General features: G+C 73.9%; 10 protein-coding genes. 8 read left to right on the forward strand and 2 right to left on the reverse strand.

The annotated features are described in order from the left end of the window. Positions 1-70 precede the first annotated feature (70 nt). The 3 genes from ICW40_RS02315 to ICW40_RS02325 are packed head-to-tail and all read left to right on the forward strand — an operon-like array spanning position 71 to position 4,383. Positions 71-1,585, forward strand: a complete 1,515-nt coding sequence (locus ICW40_RS02315) for a GH39 family glycosyl hydrolase (protein WP_221652217.1) — start codon at positions 71-73, stop codon at positions 1,583-1,585. Next, positions 1,582-3,651: a beta-galactosidase gene (locus tag ICW40_RS02320; protein ID WP_260458670.1), complete on the forward strand. Its 2,070-nt coding sequence runs from the start codon at positions 1,582-1,584 to the stop codon at positions 3,649-3,651. Before ICW40_RS02315 ends, ICW40_RS02320 begins: the two co-directional genes overlap by 4 nt. A 51-nt stretch (positions 3,652-3,702) precedes the next feature. Beyond that, positions 3,703-4,383 carry a DUF624 domain-containing protein gene (locus ICW40_RS02325; RefSeq protein ID WP_221652218.1) on the forward strand — a complete coding sequence of 227 codons (681 nt, stop codon included), beginning with the start codon at positions 3,703-3,705 and terminating at the stop codon, positions 4,381-4,383. Positions 4,384-4,392: 9 nt separating this feature from the next. On the opposite strand, the gene ICW40_RS02330 is transcribed toward ICW40_RS02325, so the two are convergent. Beyond that, positions 4,393-5,343: a helix-turn-helix transcriptional regulator gene (locus tag ICW40_RS02330; protein WP_221652219.1), complete on the reverse strand. Its 951-nt coding sequence runs from the start codon at positions 5,341-5,343 to the stop codon at positions 4,393-4,395. Between the two features lie 59 nt (positions 5,344-5,402). Here ICW40_RS02330 and ICW40_RS02335 point away from each other — a divergent pair, with 59 nt between their 5' ends. Both ICW40_RS02335 and ICW40_RS02340 read left to right on the forward strand, forming a co-directional pair. Further along, the gene (locus ICW40_RS02335) at positions 5,403-6,614 is read left to right on the forward strand and encodes an epoxide hydrolase family protein (RefSeq protein ID WP_445206260.1); all 1,212 of its coding nucleotides are present in this window, start codon (positions 5,403-5,405) and stop codon (positions 6,612-6,614) included. 119 nt (positions 6,615-6,733) lie between these two features. Further along, on the forward strand, positions 6,734-7,174 hold the full coding sequence (locus ICW40_RS02340; protein WP_221652220.1) for a VOC family protein: 441 nt from the start codon (positions 6,734-6,736) through the stop codon (positions 7,172-7,174). A gap of 16 nt (positions 7,175-7,190) precedes the next feature. Here the strand turns inward: ICW40_RS02340 and ICW40_RS02345 are convergent, their stop codons facing one another. Then, entirely contained in the window at positions 7,191-9,218 is a 2,028-nt protein-coding gene (locus ICW40_RS02345) for an alpha-glucuronidase (protein WP_221652221.1), read from the reverse strand. 73 nt (positions 9,219-9,291) lie between these two features. Between ICW40_RS02345 and ICW40_RS02350 the strand changes: the two genes are divergently transcribed. The 3 genes from ICW40_RS02350 to ICW40_RS02360 form a co-directional block, all read left to right on the forward strand. Continuing rightward, complete coding sequence (locus tag ICW40_RS02350) at positions 9,292-10,389, forward strand: LacI family DNA-binding transcriptional regulator (protein WP_221652222.1); 1,098 nt, start codon at positions 9,292-9,294, stop codon at positions 10,387-10,389. A gap of 764 nt (positions 10,390-11,153) precedes the next feature. Next, positions 11,154-16,928, forward strand: a complete 5,775-nt coding sequence (locus ICW40_RS21365; protein WP_308121583.1) for a rhamnogalacturonan lyase family protein — start codon at positions 11,154-11,156, stop codon at positions 16,926-16,928. Between the two features lie 18 nt (positions 16,929-16,946). Beyond that, positions 16,947-17,972, forward strand: a 1,026-nt coding sequence (locus ICW40_RS02360; RefSeq protein WP_221652223.1) for a serine hydrolase domain-containing protein, incomplete at its 3' end; no start/stop codon positions are given.

Here is a 17,972-nt window from a genome sequence, read left to right on the forward strand (position 1 = left end):
CGGAGCCGCCGTCGTACCGGGGCGCGACCGTCGTAGGACTCCCCGTAGGACACCCCCGAGAGAGGACGGCATGCACCTCGTTCCCGACGAGCCCGTCGGCACCCTGACCACCGCCTGGCGCCAGTGCGTCGGCACCGGCCGGCTCAACCTCGCGCTGCGGCACGACTACGTCGAGTCGCTCGCCCTGGCGCAGCGCGAGATCGGGTTCCGGTACGTGCGCGGTCACGGCCTGCTGAGCGACGACATGGGCATCCACCGCCCGTACACGCTCGACGGCGCCCGGCACGTGCGGCACTCGTTCGCGTACGCCGACCAGGTCGTCGACACCTACCTGCGGCACGGGATCCGGCCCTTCGTCGAGCTCGGCTTCATGCCGGACGGCCTCGCGTCCGGGGAGCAGACCGTCTTCTGGTGGAAGGGCAACGTCACCCCGCCGACGTCGTACGACGAGTGGGCGGACCTGGTGCGCGCGACCCTGCGCCACCTGGTGGACCGGTACGGCCTCGAGGAGGTGCGGCGCTGGCCGGTCGAGGTCTGGAACGAGCCCAACCTCGACGTCTTCTGGCAGGGTGCCGACCAGGCCGAGTACCTGCGCCTCTACGAGGTCACGGCGCACGCCGTCAAGGACGTCGACGCGTCGCTCCAGGTCGGCGGCCCGGCGATCTCGCCCGGGTCCGACGAGTGGTGGGCGCCGTTCGCGGACTTCGTGACCGCGCGGGACGTGCCGTGCGACTTCGTCAGCCGCCACGCGTACACGTCGGGACCCGCGCAGCACGTGCCGTTCGGGACCTACCAGGACCTGCGCCCGCCGCAGCACCTGCTCGAGCAGTTCGCGGCGCCGCGCGAGCACCTCGCCGGCACCGCGCTCGCGGGCCTGCCGGTGCACATCACGGAGTTCAACACGTCGTACCGGCCGGACAACCCGGTGCACGACACGGCGTACAACGCCGCCTACCTGGCCCCCGTGCTCGCGGCGGGCGGCGACCTCGTCGACTCCTTCTCCTACTGGACGTTCTGCGACGTCTTCGAGGAGCAGGACGTGCCGACGTCGTTCTTCCACGGCGGCTTCGGCCTGCTGACGCACCGCGGGCTGCGCAAGCCGACCTTCCACCTCTACGCGTTCATGGCGCGCCTGGGCGACGCGGTGCTCGCGCGTGGGGAGGACCACCTCGTCACGCGGCACGACGACGGCCGGGTGCAGGTCCTCGCGTGGCAGCCGGTCGACGGCGCCGCGCCCGGTGCCCCGACGCACACGGTCGCGCTCGACGTGCCGGTCGGTGCGGGCGACGGCGACGCGTTCGTCGTGCGCCACCGCGTGCACGAGGAGGCGGGCAACGCCTGGACGGCCTGGAACCGGATGGGCCGCCCCGCGAGCCCGGGCCTGCGCCGGCTCGACCTGCTCGAGGAGGCGTCGCGACCCGCCGTCGAGCACGGCGCGGTGCCCGTGCGCGGGGGCCGCGTGCGGCTCGACCTCACGCTCGAGCGGCACGAGGTGACGCTCGTCGAGCTCGAGGTGGTCCGCGACGAGACGCCGCCCTGGCTCGACGACGCACGCATCCCCGGCTACGGAGGCGAGGCTCGATGACGACCGACCCGATGACGACCGACCCGATGACGACCGACCCGACGACGCTGCCGACCACCGCCCGCATCCCGTACGGCGGCGACTACAACCCCGAGCAGTGGCCCGACCCGGTGTGGGACGAGGACCACCGCGCCTTCGACCTCGCGCGCATCGACACCCTCACCGTCGGCGTCTTCGTGTGGTCGCTGACCCAGCCGGCCGAGGAGGTCTACGACCTCACCGTCCTCGAGCGCATCCTCGACCGCGCGCAGGCCGAGGGGCGCCAGGTGTGCCTCGCGACCGGCACGGGCGCCGTTCCCCCGTGGCTGGCGCACCGCTACCCCGAGGTGTGCCGCACCGACTTCGAGGGCCGGCGCCACGTCTACGGGCAGCGTCACAACGCGTGCCCCAGCTCGCCGGCGTACCGGCGGCTCGCCGCCGCGCTCGCGGGCCGGGTCGCGGAGCGCTTCGCGGACCACCCCGCCGTCATCGCCTGGCACGTCAACAACGAGTACGGGGGCGCGTGCTACTGCGACCTGTGCGCCGCCGAGTTCCGGATCTGGCTGCGCGAGCGGTACGGGACGCTCGACCGGCTGAACGACGCCTGGAACGCCGTCTTCTGGTCGCACCGGTTCACGGACTGGGCCGAGGTCGTGCCGCCGAACGCGCTGTCGGAGCACTGGCGCGGGCCGGACCACACGGCGTTCCAGGGCATCACGCTCGACTACCTGCGCTTCACCTCGGACAACCTGCTCCGCACCTTCCGCGAGGAGAAGGACGCGATCCGGCAGCACTCCGACCTGCCCGTGACGACGAACTTCATGGGCATGTACCGGCCGATCGACTACCACCGGTGGGCCGAGCACCTGGACCTCGCGTCCTGGGACAACTACCCGCCCGACGACCGGTCGGCGTCGCGCATGGCGCTGACCCACGACCTCATGCGCGGGCTCAAGGACGGTCAGCCGTTCTGGCTCATGGAGCAGACGCCGACCGTCACGGCGAGCCGCGACGTCAACCCGGTCAAGCGGCCGGGCGTCATGCGGCTGTGGTCCTGGCAGGCCGTCGCCCACGGCGCCGACGCCGTCCTGTTCTTCCAGATGCGCCAGTCGCGCGGTGCGTGCGAGAAGTACCACGGCGCGGTGCTGGACCACGCGGGCCGGACGGACACGCGGTCGTTCCGGGAGGTCGCGGCGCTGGGTGCGGAGCTCGAGGCGCTCGGCGACCGGACGCTCGGGGCCCGGACCCCGGCCCGCGTGGCCGTGCTCTTCGACTGGGACTCGTGGTGGGCGCTCGAGATCTCGGACGGCCCGAACCGGAACCTCCGGTACCAGCGCACGGTGATCGACCACCACCGCGCGCTGTGGGAGGCGGGTGCGCAGGTCGACGTCGTGCCGGTGACCGCGGACCTGACGCGGTACGACGTGGTCGTCGCGCCGCTCCTGCACATGGTCAAGGGCGACCTGGCCGAGCGGCTCGAGGCGGTCGCCGAGCGGGGCGGCACGGTCGTGACCACCGTGCTGTCCGGTCGTGTGGACGAGGACGACAACGCCTTCCTGGCCGACGTGCCGGGGCCGCTCGCGCGCCTGCTCGGGATCCGGGTCGACGAGACCGACGCGCAGGCGCCCGAGGTGCGGAACCCGGTCCGGCTCGTCGTCGGCGACGACGAGCTCGTGACCGGCTCGCACACGGTGTTCGACCTCGTGCTGCCCCAGGGCGCCGAGGTCGTCGGGACGTACGGCGCCGACTTCTACGCGGGCACGGCCGCGGTGACGCGGAACCGGTTCGGCCGAGGTGAGGCGTGGTACCTCGGCACGTGCCTCGAGCAGGACGGGCTCGACCTGGTGCTCCGGCACGTGCTCGCGCGGCACGGGCTGGTCGGGCCGTACGCCGACGCGCCCGGCGTCGAGCACGCGGTGCGCGAGGTCGACGGCCGGCGCTACGAGTTCCTGCTGCACCACGGCGACGTGCGCGTCGAGGTAGACGCGCACGCCGACGGCACGGACCTGCTCAGCGGTCGGCGCGTCGTGCGCGGCGAGGTGATCGCGCTCGAGCCCACGGACGTCGTCGTGCTCGAGGTGGGCTGAGCCGTGGCGGGGCTCGAGGTGGCTGGGGCCGACGTGGCTAGGGTCGAGCGCGTGAGTCGCACCGCGGGGGACGTCCGGCAGGGGCCGCTCGGGCGCGCCGCGACGGTCGTGTACTGGTTCGTCGTCGTCGAGGCCCTGCTGGTGCTCACCGCAGGCCCCGGCCTCGTCGCGTCGCTCTTCCTCGAGCCCGGCCTCGGCAGCCTGCCGCTGTACGTGCTGTGCGCCGCGCCGCTCGGGCCGGCGGTCGCGGCGGCGTTCTTCGCCTGGCGCGTGTTCCTGCGGGAGCGGGACCCGTCGCCCGCGCCGCACTTCTGGCGCGGGTACCGCCTCAACGCGCTCGACGCGCTGCGGGTGTGGGTGCCCTCCGTGGTGCTGCTGGCCGTCCTCGCGACGAACGCCGTGTCCGACGTGGCCGGCGGCCTCCCGCCCACCGTCTTCCTCGGGCTCGCCGCGGTGCTGATGCTCTGGACGGTCCGGATGCTCGGGGTGACGTCGGCGTTCGCCTTCCGCTGGCGCGACGCCGCGCGGATCTCGGCCTTCACGCTGACCGCCCGGCCGCTGCGGACGCTCGGGCTGCTGTCGCTGCTGGTCCTGACCGGGGGCGTCGTCGCCGTGGCGTCCGACGCGGTCGCCGTCCTGCTCGCGTCGGTGCTGACCTTCCTCGTCGTGCGCAACGAGGCGCCCGTGCTCGACCTCGTCCGCGAGCGCTTCGTGGAGGACGAGGCGGGCTGAGCGGACGCGTCAGCGCACGGCGGCGGCGTAGCGCTCGCCGAGGACGCGCAGCGCCTCGACCAGCTCGGGCGGGCCGTCGACGCGGAACGGCAGACCGAGCATCCCGATGTAGGCAGCGATCGTCTCGACGCTGTCGGCGCCGGTCACGAGCACGCACGACGCGTCGTCGACCGGCTCGACGACGCCCACGGCCGGGTTGATCCGCGCGAGCACCTCCGCCGCGGGAGCGGGCACCAGGATCCGCGCGTGCACCGCCCAGCCGCTCGACGCGACCTCGCGGACCACGAGGTCGGCGTACTCGGGCTCGGCCAGGGGCGTGGGCGTGAACCGGCGCCCCGTCCGCATGCGCAGCCGCATCCAGTCGACGCGCAGGGCGAGCCACCTGCCGGTCGCCGGGTCGCGGGCCACGAGGTACCAGCGGCGCTGCCACGAGACGAGCCGGTAGGGCTCGACCAGCATGGGCTCCTCCCGGTGGTCGAGGCGCAGCAGCTCGTGCCGGTGCACGGCCTCGGCGACCTCGGCGAGGAGGGCCGGTTCGACCTCCGGGTCGGGTGCGTTGGTTCCGGTGTTCTCCGGTGCGCGTCCGGTGCTCGCGGTCAGCGCCTCGACGCGGCCGCGCAGGCGGGCCGGCAGGACCTTCTGCAGCTTCGTGCTCGCGCGCTGGCTCGCGTCCTCGATGCCGGCCACGCCGGTCGCGGCGCGCAGGCCGACGGCGACCGCGACCGCCTCGTCGTCGTCGAGCAGGAGAGGCGGCAAGCGCCCGCCGGCGCCGAGCCGGTAGGCGCCCGTCCGCCCGCGCGTCGCGTCGACGGGGTAGCCGAGCGAGCGCAGGCGGTCGATGTCGGTCCGGATCGTCCGGCCCGTGACCCCCAGCCGTTCCGCGAGCTCGGGGCCTGTCCACGTCGGTCGCGACTGCAGCAGGCCGAGCAGGGCGAGGAGGCGGGCCGAGGTCTCGAGCATGGAAAGAGCATCGCACAACAGGAACCAAGTCTTCCTGTATCGCTCCTACCGTGGTGGTCATGGAGATCACCACGACCGGGAGGACGAGCACGATGGACAGCACGAGCACCAGCCGCACCGGCACCACAGACAGCATGGGCACCACGGGCGAGGAGGTCGTCCCGTTCACGATCGCGGTCGCGCAGGCAGACCTCGACGACCTGCGCTCGCGGCTCGACCGCACGCGGCTGCCCGCGCCGGTCCCGGGCGAGGACGACTGGCTGTACGGCACGCCGAACTCGTGGCTGCGCGACGCCGTCGAGGCGTGGAAGGCCTTCGACTGGCGCGACGTCGAACGGCGGCTCGACGCGTTCCCGAACTTCCGCACGGAGGTCGACGGGCAGCCCCTCCACCTCATCCACGTGCGCTCGCCGCACCCGCAGGCGACGCCGCTCCTGCTGGTCCACTCGTACCCGGGGAGCGTCCTCGACGTCGTCGACATGATCGGGCCGCTCGGGGACCCGGTCGCGCACGGCGGACGCGCCGAGGACGCGTTCCACGTGGTCGTCCCGTCGGCGCCGGGCTTCGGCTGGAGCACCCCGGTGGTCGATCGCGGGTGGACGACGGAGCGCCTCGCCCGGACGTTCGACGTGCTCATGCGCCGGCTGGGCTACGACACCTACGGGGTGCACGGCAGCGACCTCGGCGCGCTCGTCGGTCGTGAGCTCGGGCTCCTCGAGCCCGACGGGTTCCTGGGCTCGCACGTGCTCCAGGCGTTCTCGTTCCCCTCGGGTGACCCGGCCGAGCTCGCCGACCTCACGCCGGAGGAGTACGCGGGCCTCGCCCACATGCAGTGGTTCCAGTCCGTGGGCGGCTACAACGCGATGAACGCGTCGCGGCCGCAGACCGTCGCCGTGGGCCTCTCGGACTCGCCCGTCGGCCAGCTCGCGTGGAACGAGCTCTTCGTCAGCTTCGGCAACGGCACTAGCCTCGTCCCGCTCGAGTCGATCCTCGCCGAGGTGACGCTCGAGTGGCTCACGAACACGTCCGCGTCCGTGGGCCGGTACCACTTCGAGGACGCCCGGCTAGAGCGCGAGCCGGCGGTCAACCACGGTCGGATGGGCGTCGCGGTGTTCGCCGACGACTTCCAGACGATCCGCGCGCTCGCCGAGCGGGACAACGACCGGATCGAGCACTGGAGCCGGTTCGAGCGCGGCGGCCACTACGCGTCGCTCGAGGTGCCGGACGTCCTCGTCGACGACATCCGGGCGTTCTTCCGTCCCGTCCGCTGACGACACCGAGGCGCGTCCGAGGGGGCGTGCGCCGAGGGGGCGTGCGTCGAGGGGCAGGCCGGACCCGTGCGAGCGGGTCCGGCCTGTCGCGTGTCGGAGGGCGGGTCTAGCGTCGCGGCATGACGACTCCTCTGAGCTTCCAGGTGACGGTGGACTGCAGCGAGCCGCACGTGCTCGCCGACTGGTGGGCCGAGACGCTCGGCTGGCAGGTCGAGCCCTCCGACCCGGACTTCATCCGGTCGATGATCAGCCAGGGCCACGCGACGGACGAGGACACGACGACGCACCGCGGCGTCCTCGTCTGGAAGGAGGGTGCGGCGATCCGCCACCCCGACCCGGACGCGGGGCCGGGCGGGCGCATCCTCTTCCAGCTCGTGCCCGAGGGGAAGACGGTCAAGAACCGCGTGCACCTCGACGTGAGGCCCGGCCGCGAGAACGCGAAGGACGTCGTCGCGCGCCTCGTGGAGCGCGGCGCGACCGTCGACCACGAGGGCAGGCAGGGGCCGTCGACGTGGACCACGCTGCTCGACCCGTGGGGGAACGAGTTCTGCGTCGGCTGAGGCGCCGCGCGGGCCGTCAGTGGATGCGACGGCCGTGCGCGTCCGGGACGCCGGACTTGCGCAGCACGTACGTGTTCAGCTGGTCCCGCCACTCGCGTGCGCCGCGCTGCTGCTCCGTGAGGCGCTGGGCCACGCGGTCGAAGAAAGGGTCGGGCACGCGTCCTTGCATGGTCGCCCAGCGCTCGGCCATCGCGTCGACGGCGTCGACGCCGCGGAAGTGCGTGTCGTAGACGTGCTGGGCGACGCTCACGCCGCGGTGCAGCACGTGCGTCCACGGGACGTGGTGGAAGAAGAGCAGCAGCTCGTCGGGGCACGTCTCGAGCCGCTCGTACACGTCCCGCCACGGCTCCGGGTACTGGCCGGTGTAGCCCGTCCCGGTCGCACGAGTGCGGTCGACCCCGATGCCGTCGCGGTCCGCGAAGTGGTAGGTGCCCCAGGGCGTGTACTCGTACCCGTCGACGTCGGGACCGTAGTGGTGGCCGGGGCGCACCATGAAGCCGACGCCGAGCGGGGCGGTGTAGTCCTCGTAGGTGTGCCACGACTCGTCCATGACGTCGTGCAGCGCGTCGCGCACGTCGTCGTCGGCGCCGAACGTCAGGTCGACCCACTCGTCCAGCACGTCGGTCGCGGGCAGGGTCGGGTCCCACGCGAGCCGCCCGAACGCGTAGAGGTTCGCCTGCGCGAGCGGGTGGCCGGTCCAGAACTCGTCCGTGCCGACGTTGGACACGGCCACCAGGCCGGCGGCGCGGCCGCCCGGGCCGTGACCGCCCGCGACGTCGGCGACGGTCGTGCCCGCGCCCCACGGCCGGAAGCCCAGCAGCTCTGACCACTGCGGCCCGAGCCAGCACACGTGCTTCTGCTGGCCGGTGTACTCCTGCGTGACCTGGAGCTCGACCGCGAGCCGGGTGCGCGGCATCGCCGCGACGACCGGCGAGACGGGCTCGCGCGTCTGGAAGTCCATCGGGCCGTACTTGACCTGGAGCACGACGTTGTCGTCGAACCGTCCGTCGAGCGGCGCGAAGTGGTCGTACGCCGCGCGGGCGCGGTCCGTCGAGCGGTCGCGCCAGTCCTGCGTGTGGTTGTAGACGAACGCGCGCCAGAACACGGTCCCGCCGTGCGGTGCGACCGCCCGGGCCAGGAGGTTCGCGCCGTCGGCGTGGTCGCGGCCGTACGCGAACGGGCCGGGCTGCCCCTCGGAGTCCGCCTTGACCACGAAGCCGCCGAAGTCCGGGATGCGCGCCCACACGGCGGCGGCGGCGCGCGTCCACCAGGCGCGGACGTCGTCGTCGAGCGGGTCCGAGGTCGCGAGGCCGCCGACCGTCATGGGCGCCGCGAAGGAGACGGACAGGTGCGTGCGGATGCCGTGCCGGCGGAACGCGGCCGCGAGCGTGGCGACGTCGTCGAGGCCGTCCGTGAGCAGGTGCGCCTCGACGGCGTGCACGTTGACGTTGTTGACCGCGACCCGGTTGATCGCCATCGAGCCGAGCAGCCGCGCGTACTCCTCGACGCGCCCGAGGTCGTCGCGCAGCCTCCCGTCGAGCCAGAAGATCGAGTCGCCCGAGTACCCGCGCTCCACCTGGCCCATGACCGGGTGGACCGTGAGGTTGTCCCAGTGGTCGAGCATGCGGATCGGCTCGGCGGGGGCGTGCACGCCGAGGAACCCCGTGCGCCCGACGGCCGCCGCGAGGTCGCGCGCCGCGGTGTGCCGCACGACGTGGTGCAGCCCGTAGAGCAGGGCGGGGCCGTCCGCGGCGCGCACGACCACGACGTCCTCGTCCAGGGCGACGTCGAACGACTCGGGCGCGAGCTGGCCGGGCGCCTGCGCTGCCGCGACCAGCACGAGGTCGGCTCCCTCCGCCGCGTGCAGCAGGGCACCGCCGAAGCGTGCCGTCGCGCGCTCGACCTCGTCCCGCACGGTCTGCACCACGTCGCCGTCGCCGATGACGGCGACGCGGAGGCCGCCGATCCCGGCGAAGGCGCGGTCCGGGAGCCATGCGGGGTGCACGTCGGCGACCGCTGCGCCGCTCGTCGTCGAGCCGGTCATGCTGCCTCCTGGGGCGAGGGTCCGGGCTCGACGAGCGTAGGTCGGGCCTCGACGTGTGGCAAACGTTTGCCGCATGGTTGCCATCGGGTGCCGCGGGCACGAGGATGGCCGCCGACGCGTCGGACGACGTCGGCGGTCCTCGCGACCGGCCCAGGCTGGAGGAGACATCAGCGCGAGCCCTCGACCCGCGACGCTCCGTGACGTCGCGGCGCTCAGCGGCGTCGCCGTCTCGACGGCGTCGCGCGCGCTGACGCGGCCCGGCCGGGTCAGCGGTGAGACGGAGGCCCGGGTCCGGGCGGCGGCCGAGCAGCTCGGCTACGCGCCGAGCGGGCCCGCGCGTGCCCTGCTCTCGGGGCGGACGGGCGTCGTCGCCCTCGTCGTCCCCGACGTGACCAACCCGTTCTTCTTCTCGGCGGTGCGCGGGACGCAGTCGCGGCTCCGCCAGGGCCGGTTCGCGCACCTCCTCGTCGACACCGAGGAGTCGCCCGCGGCCGAGGAGCGAGCGCTGCGCGACCTGCGCGGGACGGTCGACGGCGCCGTGCTGGCCGGCGCCCGGCTCGACGACGAGCGCCTGGCGCACTGGGCGCGCGAGCTGCCGATCGTGACGATCAACCGCTCGCAGCCGACCGACCACGTCGTCGTCGACACCCCGGGCGGCGCCGTGCAGGCGCTGCAGCACCTCGTCTCGCTCGGCCACCGCCGCATCGGCTACGCCGGAGGGCCGCCGACGTCGTGGTCGGACGGTCGCCGTCGCGCCGCGCTCGCGGAGGCCGCCGGGCGGCTCGACGTCGACCTCGTCGACCTGGGCTCGCACGTGCCGCGGCGTGAGGGCGGCGCGCTCGTGGCCGACGCCGTCGTGACCGCGGGGGTGAGCGGCGTCGTCGTCTTCAACGACCTGCTCGCGTTCGGCGTGCTGGCGCGGCTCGCCGAGCGGGGGGTCGTGGTGCCGGACGAGGTCAGCGTCGTGGGGTGCGACGACGTCTTCGGCGCCGACCTCGTGCGGCCGGCGCTCACGACCGTCGCCGTGCCGAGCGAGCGGGCCGCGTACCTCGCGACCGACCTCCTGCTCAACCGCCTCGAGGGCACGCGCACCACCGACGCCGCCCCGCCGCCACCCCTGCCGACCCACCTCGTCGTCCGCGGCTCCACGGCCCCGGCCCCCCGCCCCTGACCCGCGCCCCTGCCCGCCGCCGCTGACACGCGACCCCGGCCCCCGCCGCTGACACACCGCCCCTGCTGCGCCGGCTCCCCCGGCTCCGCGGAGGACCGCGCAGGCTCCGGGGAAGGCTTGCGCACACATGGCGTGCGCAACCCTTCCCGTAGCGACCGCGGGCCCGGCCGCCGCCGGCTCGGCCCGACCGCGGGCCCGGCCGCCGGCGGCTCGGCGCGCGGCGACGGCTCTCCCGGGGGTGGCCGGATGTTCGCGTTCGAGCGTGCGTGCGTCTGGAGGCGTTGGCTCCACGTCCAGGTGTGCGGTTGTTCGAACGCGGGAGCGCAGACGGGGAGCTTCGGCGTCGTGGCTGCCTGGCGTGGCTGCCTGGGCGCGCCGCGGAAGGCGCGCTTCGGTGGCGTGGCTGCCTGGGCGTGGCTGCCTGGGCGCGCCGGTCGGCGTGCGGGGTGGCGCTGAGGGGACGCCGGGCGGGCTGAGTGGGCGCGCTCCTATCGGGCGCCTGCGCGCAGCGCGCAGGCAAGCGCTTTCCCACAGGGCGGTCAGGGCGTTGACCTGGGGCGGAGGGGCGGGGTAGGACTGGCCACCAGTCGGACCACCCTGCGTGCTTGAATCGATTCATACGACGGCGGCGTCGTGCCATCGGCTCGCTCGGGTGGGACGGCGCGGGCGGTCCGTGCGTCGGGTCGGCCGGTTCTCAGCGTCGAGACAGAAGGTGTGGTGCCATGACCTCCGCCCCTCCCGGTCCCATCGATCACGGAGCGCGCGTGCACCCAGGTGCCAACAGCGCCACCGCCCGCGGGGCCACCGCTCGCTGGGGGGCCGCGCGGCGCGGTGTGGCCGTGGTGACGGCGCTCGGGCTCGCCGCTGTGGGCGTCCCCACGGGCGCAGCCACAGCCGCCGACGAGCCGCTCGTGCTCTCGTTCGACCTCGGGACGGCGACGAGCCCGGTCGCGGACGGCTGGACCGGGGTCGCGGACACCACGCGGTACACCGCGGAGCTCGGCCACGGGATCATGCCGGCCGAGGGCGTCACCCCGATCTCGCGCCACCGGACGAGCCAGGCCGCCGACGCCGTCGCGAACGACTTCGTGCTCGGCACCGCCTGGTCGTTCGTGGTCGACGTGCCCGACGGCGCGTACGACGTGCGCGTCCTCTCGGGGGACCAGCTCACGGGCACCAGCACCACCCGGACGCGCATCGCCCTCGAGGGCGTCGCCGCCGGCACGCTGCAGTCGCGCCAGGCCGTCACCGAGCAGACGTGGCGCACGACCGTGAGCGACGGTCAGCTCACCGTCGACGTCACGGGAGAGGGCGCCGGTGGTTACGTCAACGGCATCGTCGTGACCTCCGCCCCGACGGACCCGACCGACCCGACCGACCCCACGGACCCGACCGACCCGACCGACCCCGGCTCCACCATCGCCGCGCCCGGCAACGTCCGGATGGCGCACGTGACCGACGGCTCCGTGACGCTGCGCTGGGACGAGGTGACGGGAGCCACCGGCTACGTCGTCTCACGCGCCGACGCGCCCGGCGGCCCGTGGACCGTCGTCGCGGAGACGCCCGAGCGTGTCGTGCACACCACCGACGACGTCGACACGACCGCCGTCCACCACTACCGCGTCCAGGCGCGCGACGCGGCGGGCCTCTCCGTCCCGTCCGCGACGGCGGTCTCGAGCCTCACCACGCCCGCGACCCTGCCCGACGGCGGCGTCCTCACCCTCGACCTCGGCAGCGGCGAGACCGCGCCCGGCGCCGTCCGGCTCGACGCGACGAGCGCCTACACGGCCGAGAGCCGCCTGGGCTTCGTCGACGTCGCGGCCGTGACCGCCGTCGACCGCGGCACGCCCGACGCCCTGCGCTCCGACTTCGTCACGATGGGCGACACCGAGCTCGTCGTGGACCTGCCGAACGGCGACTACACCGTCGACCTCGTCGCCGGCGACCCCTCCGGCCCGACGGACCTCGCGCTCACGGCCGAGCACATGGTCAAGGTCCAGCCGACCACCCGCCCCGCCGGCGAGCACCTGGAGATGGCGTTCGGGATCGCGGTCGTCGACGGCCAGCTCAACATCGAGGTCAGCGGCAGCGCGCCGAACCTCAACGGCCTCGTGATCACCCAGCAGTCGCCGCGCGACGCGGGCGCCCTGCCCACGCTGTGGGTCACGGGCGACTCGACGGTCCAGACCTACACCGCGGACTACGCGCCGCAGGCCGGCTGGGGCCAGATGATCGACCGCTTCCTCACGGACGACGTCGTCGTCGAGAACCGGGCGATCGGTGGCCGCAGCTCGAAGAACTTCATCAGTCAGGGGCGCCTCGACGAGGTGCTGCTCGGCATCCGCCCGGGCGACTACCTCGTCGCCCAGTTCGGCCACAACGACAACTCCTACGGCGTCGACGACCGGTGGGCCGCCCCGGCCGACTACGCGAACTACCTGCGCACCTTCATCGACGGCGCCCGCCAGCGCAGCGCGACGCCGATCGTCGTCACCCCGGTCTCGCGGCGCTCGTACGCCGCCGACGGCACGGCGAACGTCTCGTTCCCCGAGTACGTCGAGGCCGCGCGGGCGATCGCCGAGGAGACGGGCACCGCGCTCGTCGACCTCTCCGCGAGCAGCCGCGCGTACCTCACCGAGATCGGCCCCGAGGCCGCCATGTCGGTGTTCCTGCACGTGCCCGCGGGCGTCTACCCGGGCCGCCCGAACGGCACGGCGGACGACACGCACTTCCAGGAGTACGGCGCCATCCAGATGGCGCGGCTCGTGGCGGCCGACGTCGCCGCGCTCGACCTGCCGCTCGCGGACGAGGTCGTCGAGGTCGAGCCGCCGGCCGAGGTGCCGGCGCAGCCCGTCGACGTCGTCGCAGGCAACGTCTCCAACGCGGGCGTGCAGCTCACGTGGACCGCGGTCGAGGGTGCGGACATCTACGAGGTCTTCCGCACGGCCGCCGGCGAGGACGCGTGGACGCTCGTGACGACGTCGACGGTGCCGCAGGCCACGGTGACCGGCCTGACCGAGGGCAGCTCGTACGACCTGCGCGTCGTCGCGGTCAACGGCCGCGGCGACTCCGAGCCCTCGGCGTCGGTGCGCGTCACGACCAAGGCGCCGCTGCTGCGCCTCGACCTCCAGCTCCCGGGCAACGAGGTCATGCCGGGCTACACCGCCGTCGACACCACGACGCTCTACACCGCCGAGCGCGGCTACGGCTGGGCGTCGGTCGACGGGCTCGGCGGCCGCGACCGCGGCACGGGCTTCGACCCCGTGCCGAACGCGCTCCAGCGCGACTTCGTCCTCCCGGCGAAGCACGAGCTGCGCGTCGACGTCGCGAACGGCGCCTACGCGCTCAAGGTCTACTACGGCGACCCGCTCGGCTCCGGCCGGCTCGCGCTGCAGGCCGAGGGCAAGGACCACGGGTCCTCCAACGCGGGTCGCGGCACGATCGCCGAGAAGATGATCCAGCCGGTCCTCGTCACCGACGGCCAGCTGAACATCACGGCCGACGGCTGGTGGAACGGTCTCGAGATCACCCCGCTGCTGCTCGCGCCGAGCGCGCTGCGGCTCGACGACCTCGCCATCACCGGCGCCGACGTCGCGGTCTCGCTCGCCTGGGCGGGGTCGGAGGACGCGACGGCCTACCGGGTCTACCGGCAGGACGCGGCCGCGGCCGCGCCCGAGGCGCTCGGCGACGTGACCGAGCCGGCCTTCGTCGACACCACGGCCGACGTCGGCCTCGACTACACCTACACGGTCGTCGCGCTCGACCCGACCGGCACCGAGTCGGTCGCGTCGAACCCGCTCGAGGTCACGACGGTCGACCCGGACGTCGCGACGGCACCCGTGCCGACGGGTCTCGCGCTCGGGGCGGTGAACAAGAACGACGTGACCCTCACGTGGGACGCGTCGGAGGGTGCGCTGTTCTACCAGGTGTTCCGCGCCGACCCGCAGCCCGACGGCACGCCCGGCGAGCTCGCGCTGATCGGCCGCGCCGACAGCCCGACGTACACGGACCCCACGGTGCTCACCACGGTCGAGTACGTCTACGCGGTCGCAGCCGTCAACGCGGGCGGGGCGTCGGAGGCGTCGTCGACCGTCACGTCGCCGGCCGTCACGACGCTCGTGCGCCAGGCCGAGCGCCTCGACCGGGCGCCGGTCGCCGTCGCGACGGACGACGGCGTGCACGTCGCGTGGCGCATGCTCGGCCTCGACCCCGAGTCGATCGCCTTCCACGTGCACCGCGACGGCGAGCGGATCACCGACGCGCCGGTCACCGGCAGCACCAACCTGCTCGACCCGGACGGCACGACGTCGTCGACGTACCGGATCAGCGCGGTGGTCGACGGCATCGAGCGCTGGGTGACCGACGACGTCGTCGTGTGGGACTCGCAGACGCTCGACATCCCGCTCGACAAGCCGGCCGACGGCGTCACCAAGGACGGCCAGCCGTACTCCTACCGCGCCAACGACACGTCGGTCGGCGACCTCGACGGGGACGGCCAGTACGAGGTCGTCCTCAAGTGGGACCCGACGAACTCGCAGGACAACTCGCGCGCCGGCTACACCGGGAACGTCCTGGTGGACGCCTACGAGCTGGACGGCACGCGCCTGTGGCGCATCGACCTGGGCCGCAACATCCGGGCCGGCGCCCACTACACCCAGCTCCAGGTCTTCGACCTCGACGGCGACGGCCGGGCCGAGGTGACCATGAAGACGGCCGACGGCACGACGGACGGCGTCGGTGCGGTCATCGGCGACGCGCGCGCCGACTTCCGGAACTCGAGCGGCTACGTGCTCACGGGCCCGGAGTACCTCACGGTCTTCGCCGGACCCACGGGCGCGGCGGTCGACACCGTCGAGTACCTGCCGCCGCGGGGCGACGTCGGCTCGTGGGGCGACACCTACGGCAACCGGGTGGACCGCTTCCTCGCCGGGGTCGCGTACCTCGACGGCGAGCGGCCGAGCGTCGTCTTCAGCCGCGGCTACTACACCCGCGCAGTCATCGCGGCCTTCGACTTCGACGGCTCGCAGCTCACCGAGCGCTGGACGTTCGACTCGGACCAGGCGGGCGACCAGTACCGCGGCCAGGGGAACCACCAGTTCTCCGTCGCGGACGTCGACGGCGACCAGAAGGACGAGATCGTCTTCGGGTCGATGACGATCGACGACGACGGCACCGCGCTCCACACGACCGGCCTCGGCCACGGTGACGCGCTGCACGTCTCCGACCTCGACCCCTCGCGGCCGGGTCTCGAGGTGTTCGCGGCGCACGAGGACATGGGCGCCTCGGGCAACCTCGGCGCGACGTTCCGCGACGCCGCGACGGGGCAGGTCCTCTGGGGCGTGCCGGCGCAGCGTGACACGGGCCGGGCCGCCGCGGCGGACATCGACCCGGGCTCGCCGGGCGCCGAGGGCTGGGTCATCGGCGGCGACGCCGCGTGGAACTCACGCGTCGGCGAGGTCCGGTCGGCGTCGGGCGAGGTGCTCTCCACCACCATCCCGGCGGCGAACTTCGTCACCTGGTGGGACGGCGACCTGCTCCGCGAGATCACCGACCACGACTGGACGGAGGAGACGCGCACCGGTGTCCCCACGATCTCGAAGTGGGACCCGGCGACGGGGACCGAGGTCGAGATCTACCGGGCCACGGGGACGCTCACGAGCAACGACACCAAGGGCAACCCGGCGCTGCAGGCGGACCTCGTCGGCGACTGGCGCGAGGAGCTGCTCACGCGCACCGAGGACTCGACGGCGCTGCGGCTGCACACGACCGTCGACCTGACCGACCACCGGCTGCGCACGCTGCAGTCCGACCCGGTCTACCGCCTCGGCGTCGCGGGGCAGAACACGGCGTACAACCAGCCGCCGCACACGTCGTACTTCCTCGGCGAGGGCATGACGACGCCGCCCGCGCCGAGCATCGCCTACACGGGCGCCGACCCGGGCCCCGGCCCGCGCGTCGACGGTCCGGCGACGGCGGCGCCCGGTCGGGGCGTGCTCTCGACCGACGACTGGGACCGCGACGGCGTCTTCGTCCTCACCATGGACATGTGGTGGGGGCAGAACGCGCAGACGGTGACGTTCCTCGAGAACGGCGTCCCGATCGGGACGCAGGACCTCGTCGACCGCACGCCGGCCGCGCAGCACGCGACGCTGCGCATCCCCGGCCGCGCGAACGGCACCTACGTCTACACGGCCGAGCTGACCAACCAGCACGGCACGACGACGACGCAGCCGCTCACGGTCCGCGTCACCAACGCGGGCCCGGGCACGCCGGTGCTGTCCCACGACAACTGGGACCGCGACGGCGACTACACGCTCACCACGAACCTGTGGTGGGGGACCAACGCGACCGAGTACCGCCTCTACGAGGACGGCGTCCTGGTCGACACCCAGAGCCTCGTCGCGGAGAGCCCGAACGCGCAGCAGGCGAGCACCACGCTCACCGACCGCGCGCGCGGCACGCACGTCTACCGCGCCGAGCTGGTCAACGCGTTCGGCACCTCGAGCAGCCGGGAGGTCACCGTGCGCGTGGACCGGTAGCCGTGCCACGCTGCTGAGATGGACGACGACGCCCTGCCCCGCCGCACCCCGGAGGAGCAGGGCGTCGCGTCGTCCGGCCTCCTCGCCCTCGTCGACGCGCTCGAGGCGGTCGACGAGGTGCACAGCCTCATGGTCGTCACGCGCGGCGCCGTCGTGGCCGAGGGGTGGTGGGACCCGTACACGCCCGATCGGCCGCACCAGCTGTTCTCGCTCACGAAGACCTTCACCGCGATCGCCGTGGGGCTCGCCGAGGCGGAGGGGCTGCTCTCGCCGGACGACCTGGTGCTCGACCACGTGAGCCTCGAGGGTGCGGCGCCGCACCCGAACCTCGAGCGGATGCGGCTCGAGCACCTGCTGACCATGACGACCGGGCACCACGAGGACACCTCGGACCGGGTGTTCGAGCAGGAGGACTGGGTCCAGGCGTTCCTGCGCCTGCCGGTCGAGCACGAGCCCGGCACGCACTTCGCGTACAACACGGCGGCGACGCACGTCCTGGCCGCCGTCGTGCAGGGGGTGACGGGCGAGCGCGTCATCGACTACCTGGGTCCGCGCCTCCTCGAGCCCCTCGGCATCACCGGCGCGACGACGGAGCAGAGCCCGACGGGCGTGGACACCGGCGGCTTCGGCATGTCCGCCCGCACCGAGGACGTCGCGCGCCTCGGCGTGCTCCTGCTCGACGACGGCCGGTGGCGCGGCCGGCGCATCCTGCCCGAGGGCTGGGTCGCGGCGGCGAGCCGCGCCCGCACGCCGTCGACCGGCGAGAACCCGGACTGGCAGCAGGGCTACGGCTACCAGATGTGGCGCGGGCGCCACGGCTCCTTCCGGGGCGACGGCGCGTTCGGCCAGTTCTGCGTCGTGCTGCCCGAGCAGGAGACGGTGGTCGCGATCACGGCGGGGACCCAGGACATGCAGGGTGTCCTCGACGCCTTGTGGGCCCACCTGCTGCCCGCGGTCGCGGCCGCACCGCTCCCCGCCGACGACGACGCGCACCGCCGGCTCGCCGAGCGGCTCGCGGCGCTGCGGCACGAGCCGCCGCTCGGC

It is taken from the genome of Actinotalea ferrariae (assembly GCF_019733465.1).
Taxonomy (GTDB): domain Bacteria; phylum Actinomycetota; class Actinomycetes; order Actinomycetales; family Cellulomonadaceae; genus Actinotalea; species Actinotalea ferrariae_A.

Excerpts from the sequence above, each read along its gene's own strand:
- ICW40_RS02320 (WP_260458670.1), top strand. The coding sequence starts at position 1,582 with ATGACGACCGACCCGATGACGACCGACCCGATGACGACCGACCCGACG.
- ICW40_RS02330 (WP_221652219.1), bottom strand. The coding sequence starts at position 5,343 with ATGCTCGAGACCTCGGCCCGCCTCCTCGCCCTGCTCGGCCTGCTGCAG.
- ICW40_RS02335 (WP_445206260.1), top strand. The coding sequence starts at position 5,403 with ATGGAGATCACCACGACCGGGAGGACGAGCACGATGGACAGCACGAGC.
- ICW40_RS02315 (WP_221652217.1), top strand. The coding sequence starts at position 71 with ATGCACCTCGTTCCCGACGAGCCCGTCGGCACCCTGACCACCGCCTGG.
- ICW40_RS02350 (WP_221652222.1), top strand. The coding sequence starts at position 9,292 with ATGGTTGCCATCGGGTGCCGCGGGCACGAGGATGGCCGCCGACGCGTC.
- ICW40_RS02340 (WP_221652220.1), top strand. The coding sequence starts at position 6,734 with ATGACGACTCCTCTGAGCTTCCAGGTGACGGTGGACTGCAGCGAGCCG.
- ICW40_RS02345 (WP_221652221.1), bottom strand. The coding sequence starts at position 9,218 with ATGACCGGCTCGACGACGAGCGGCGCAGCGGTCGCCGACGTGCACCCC.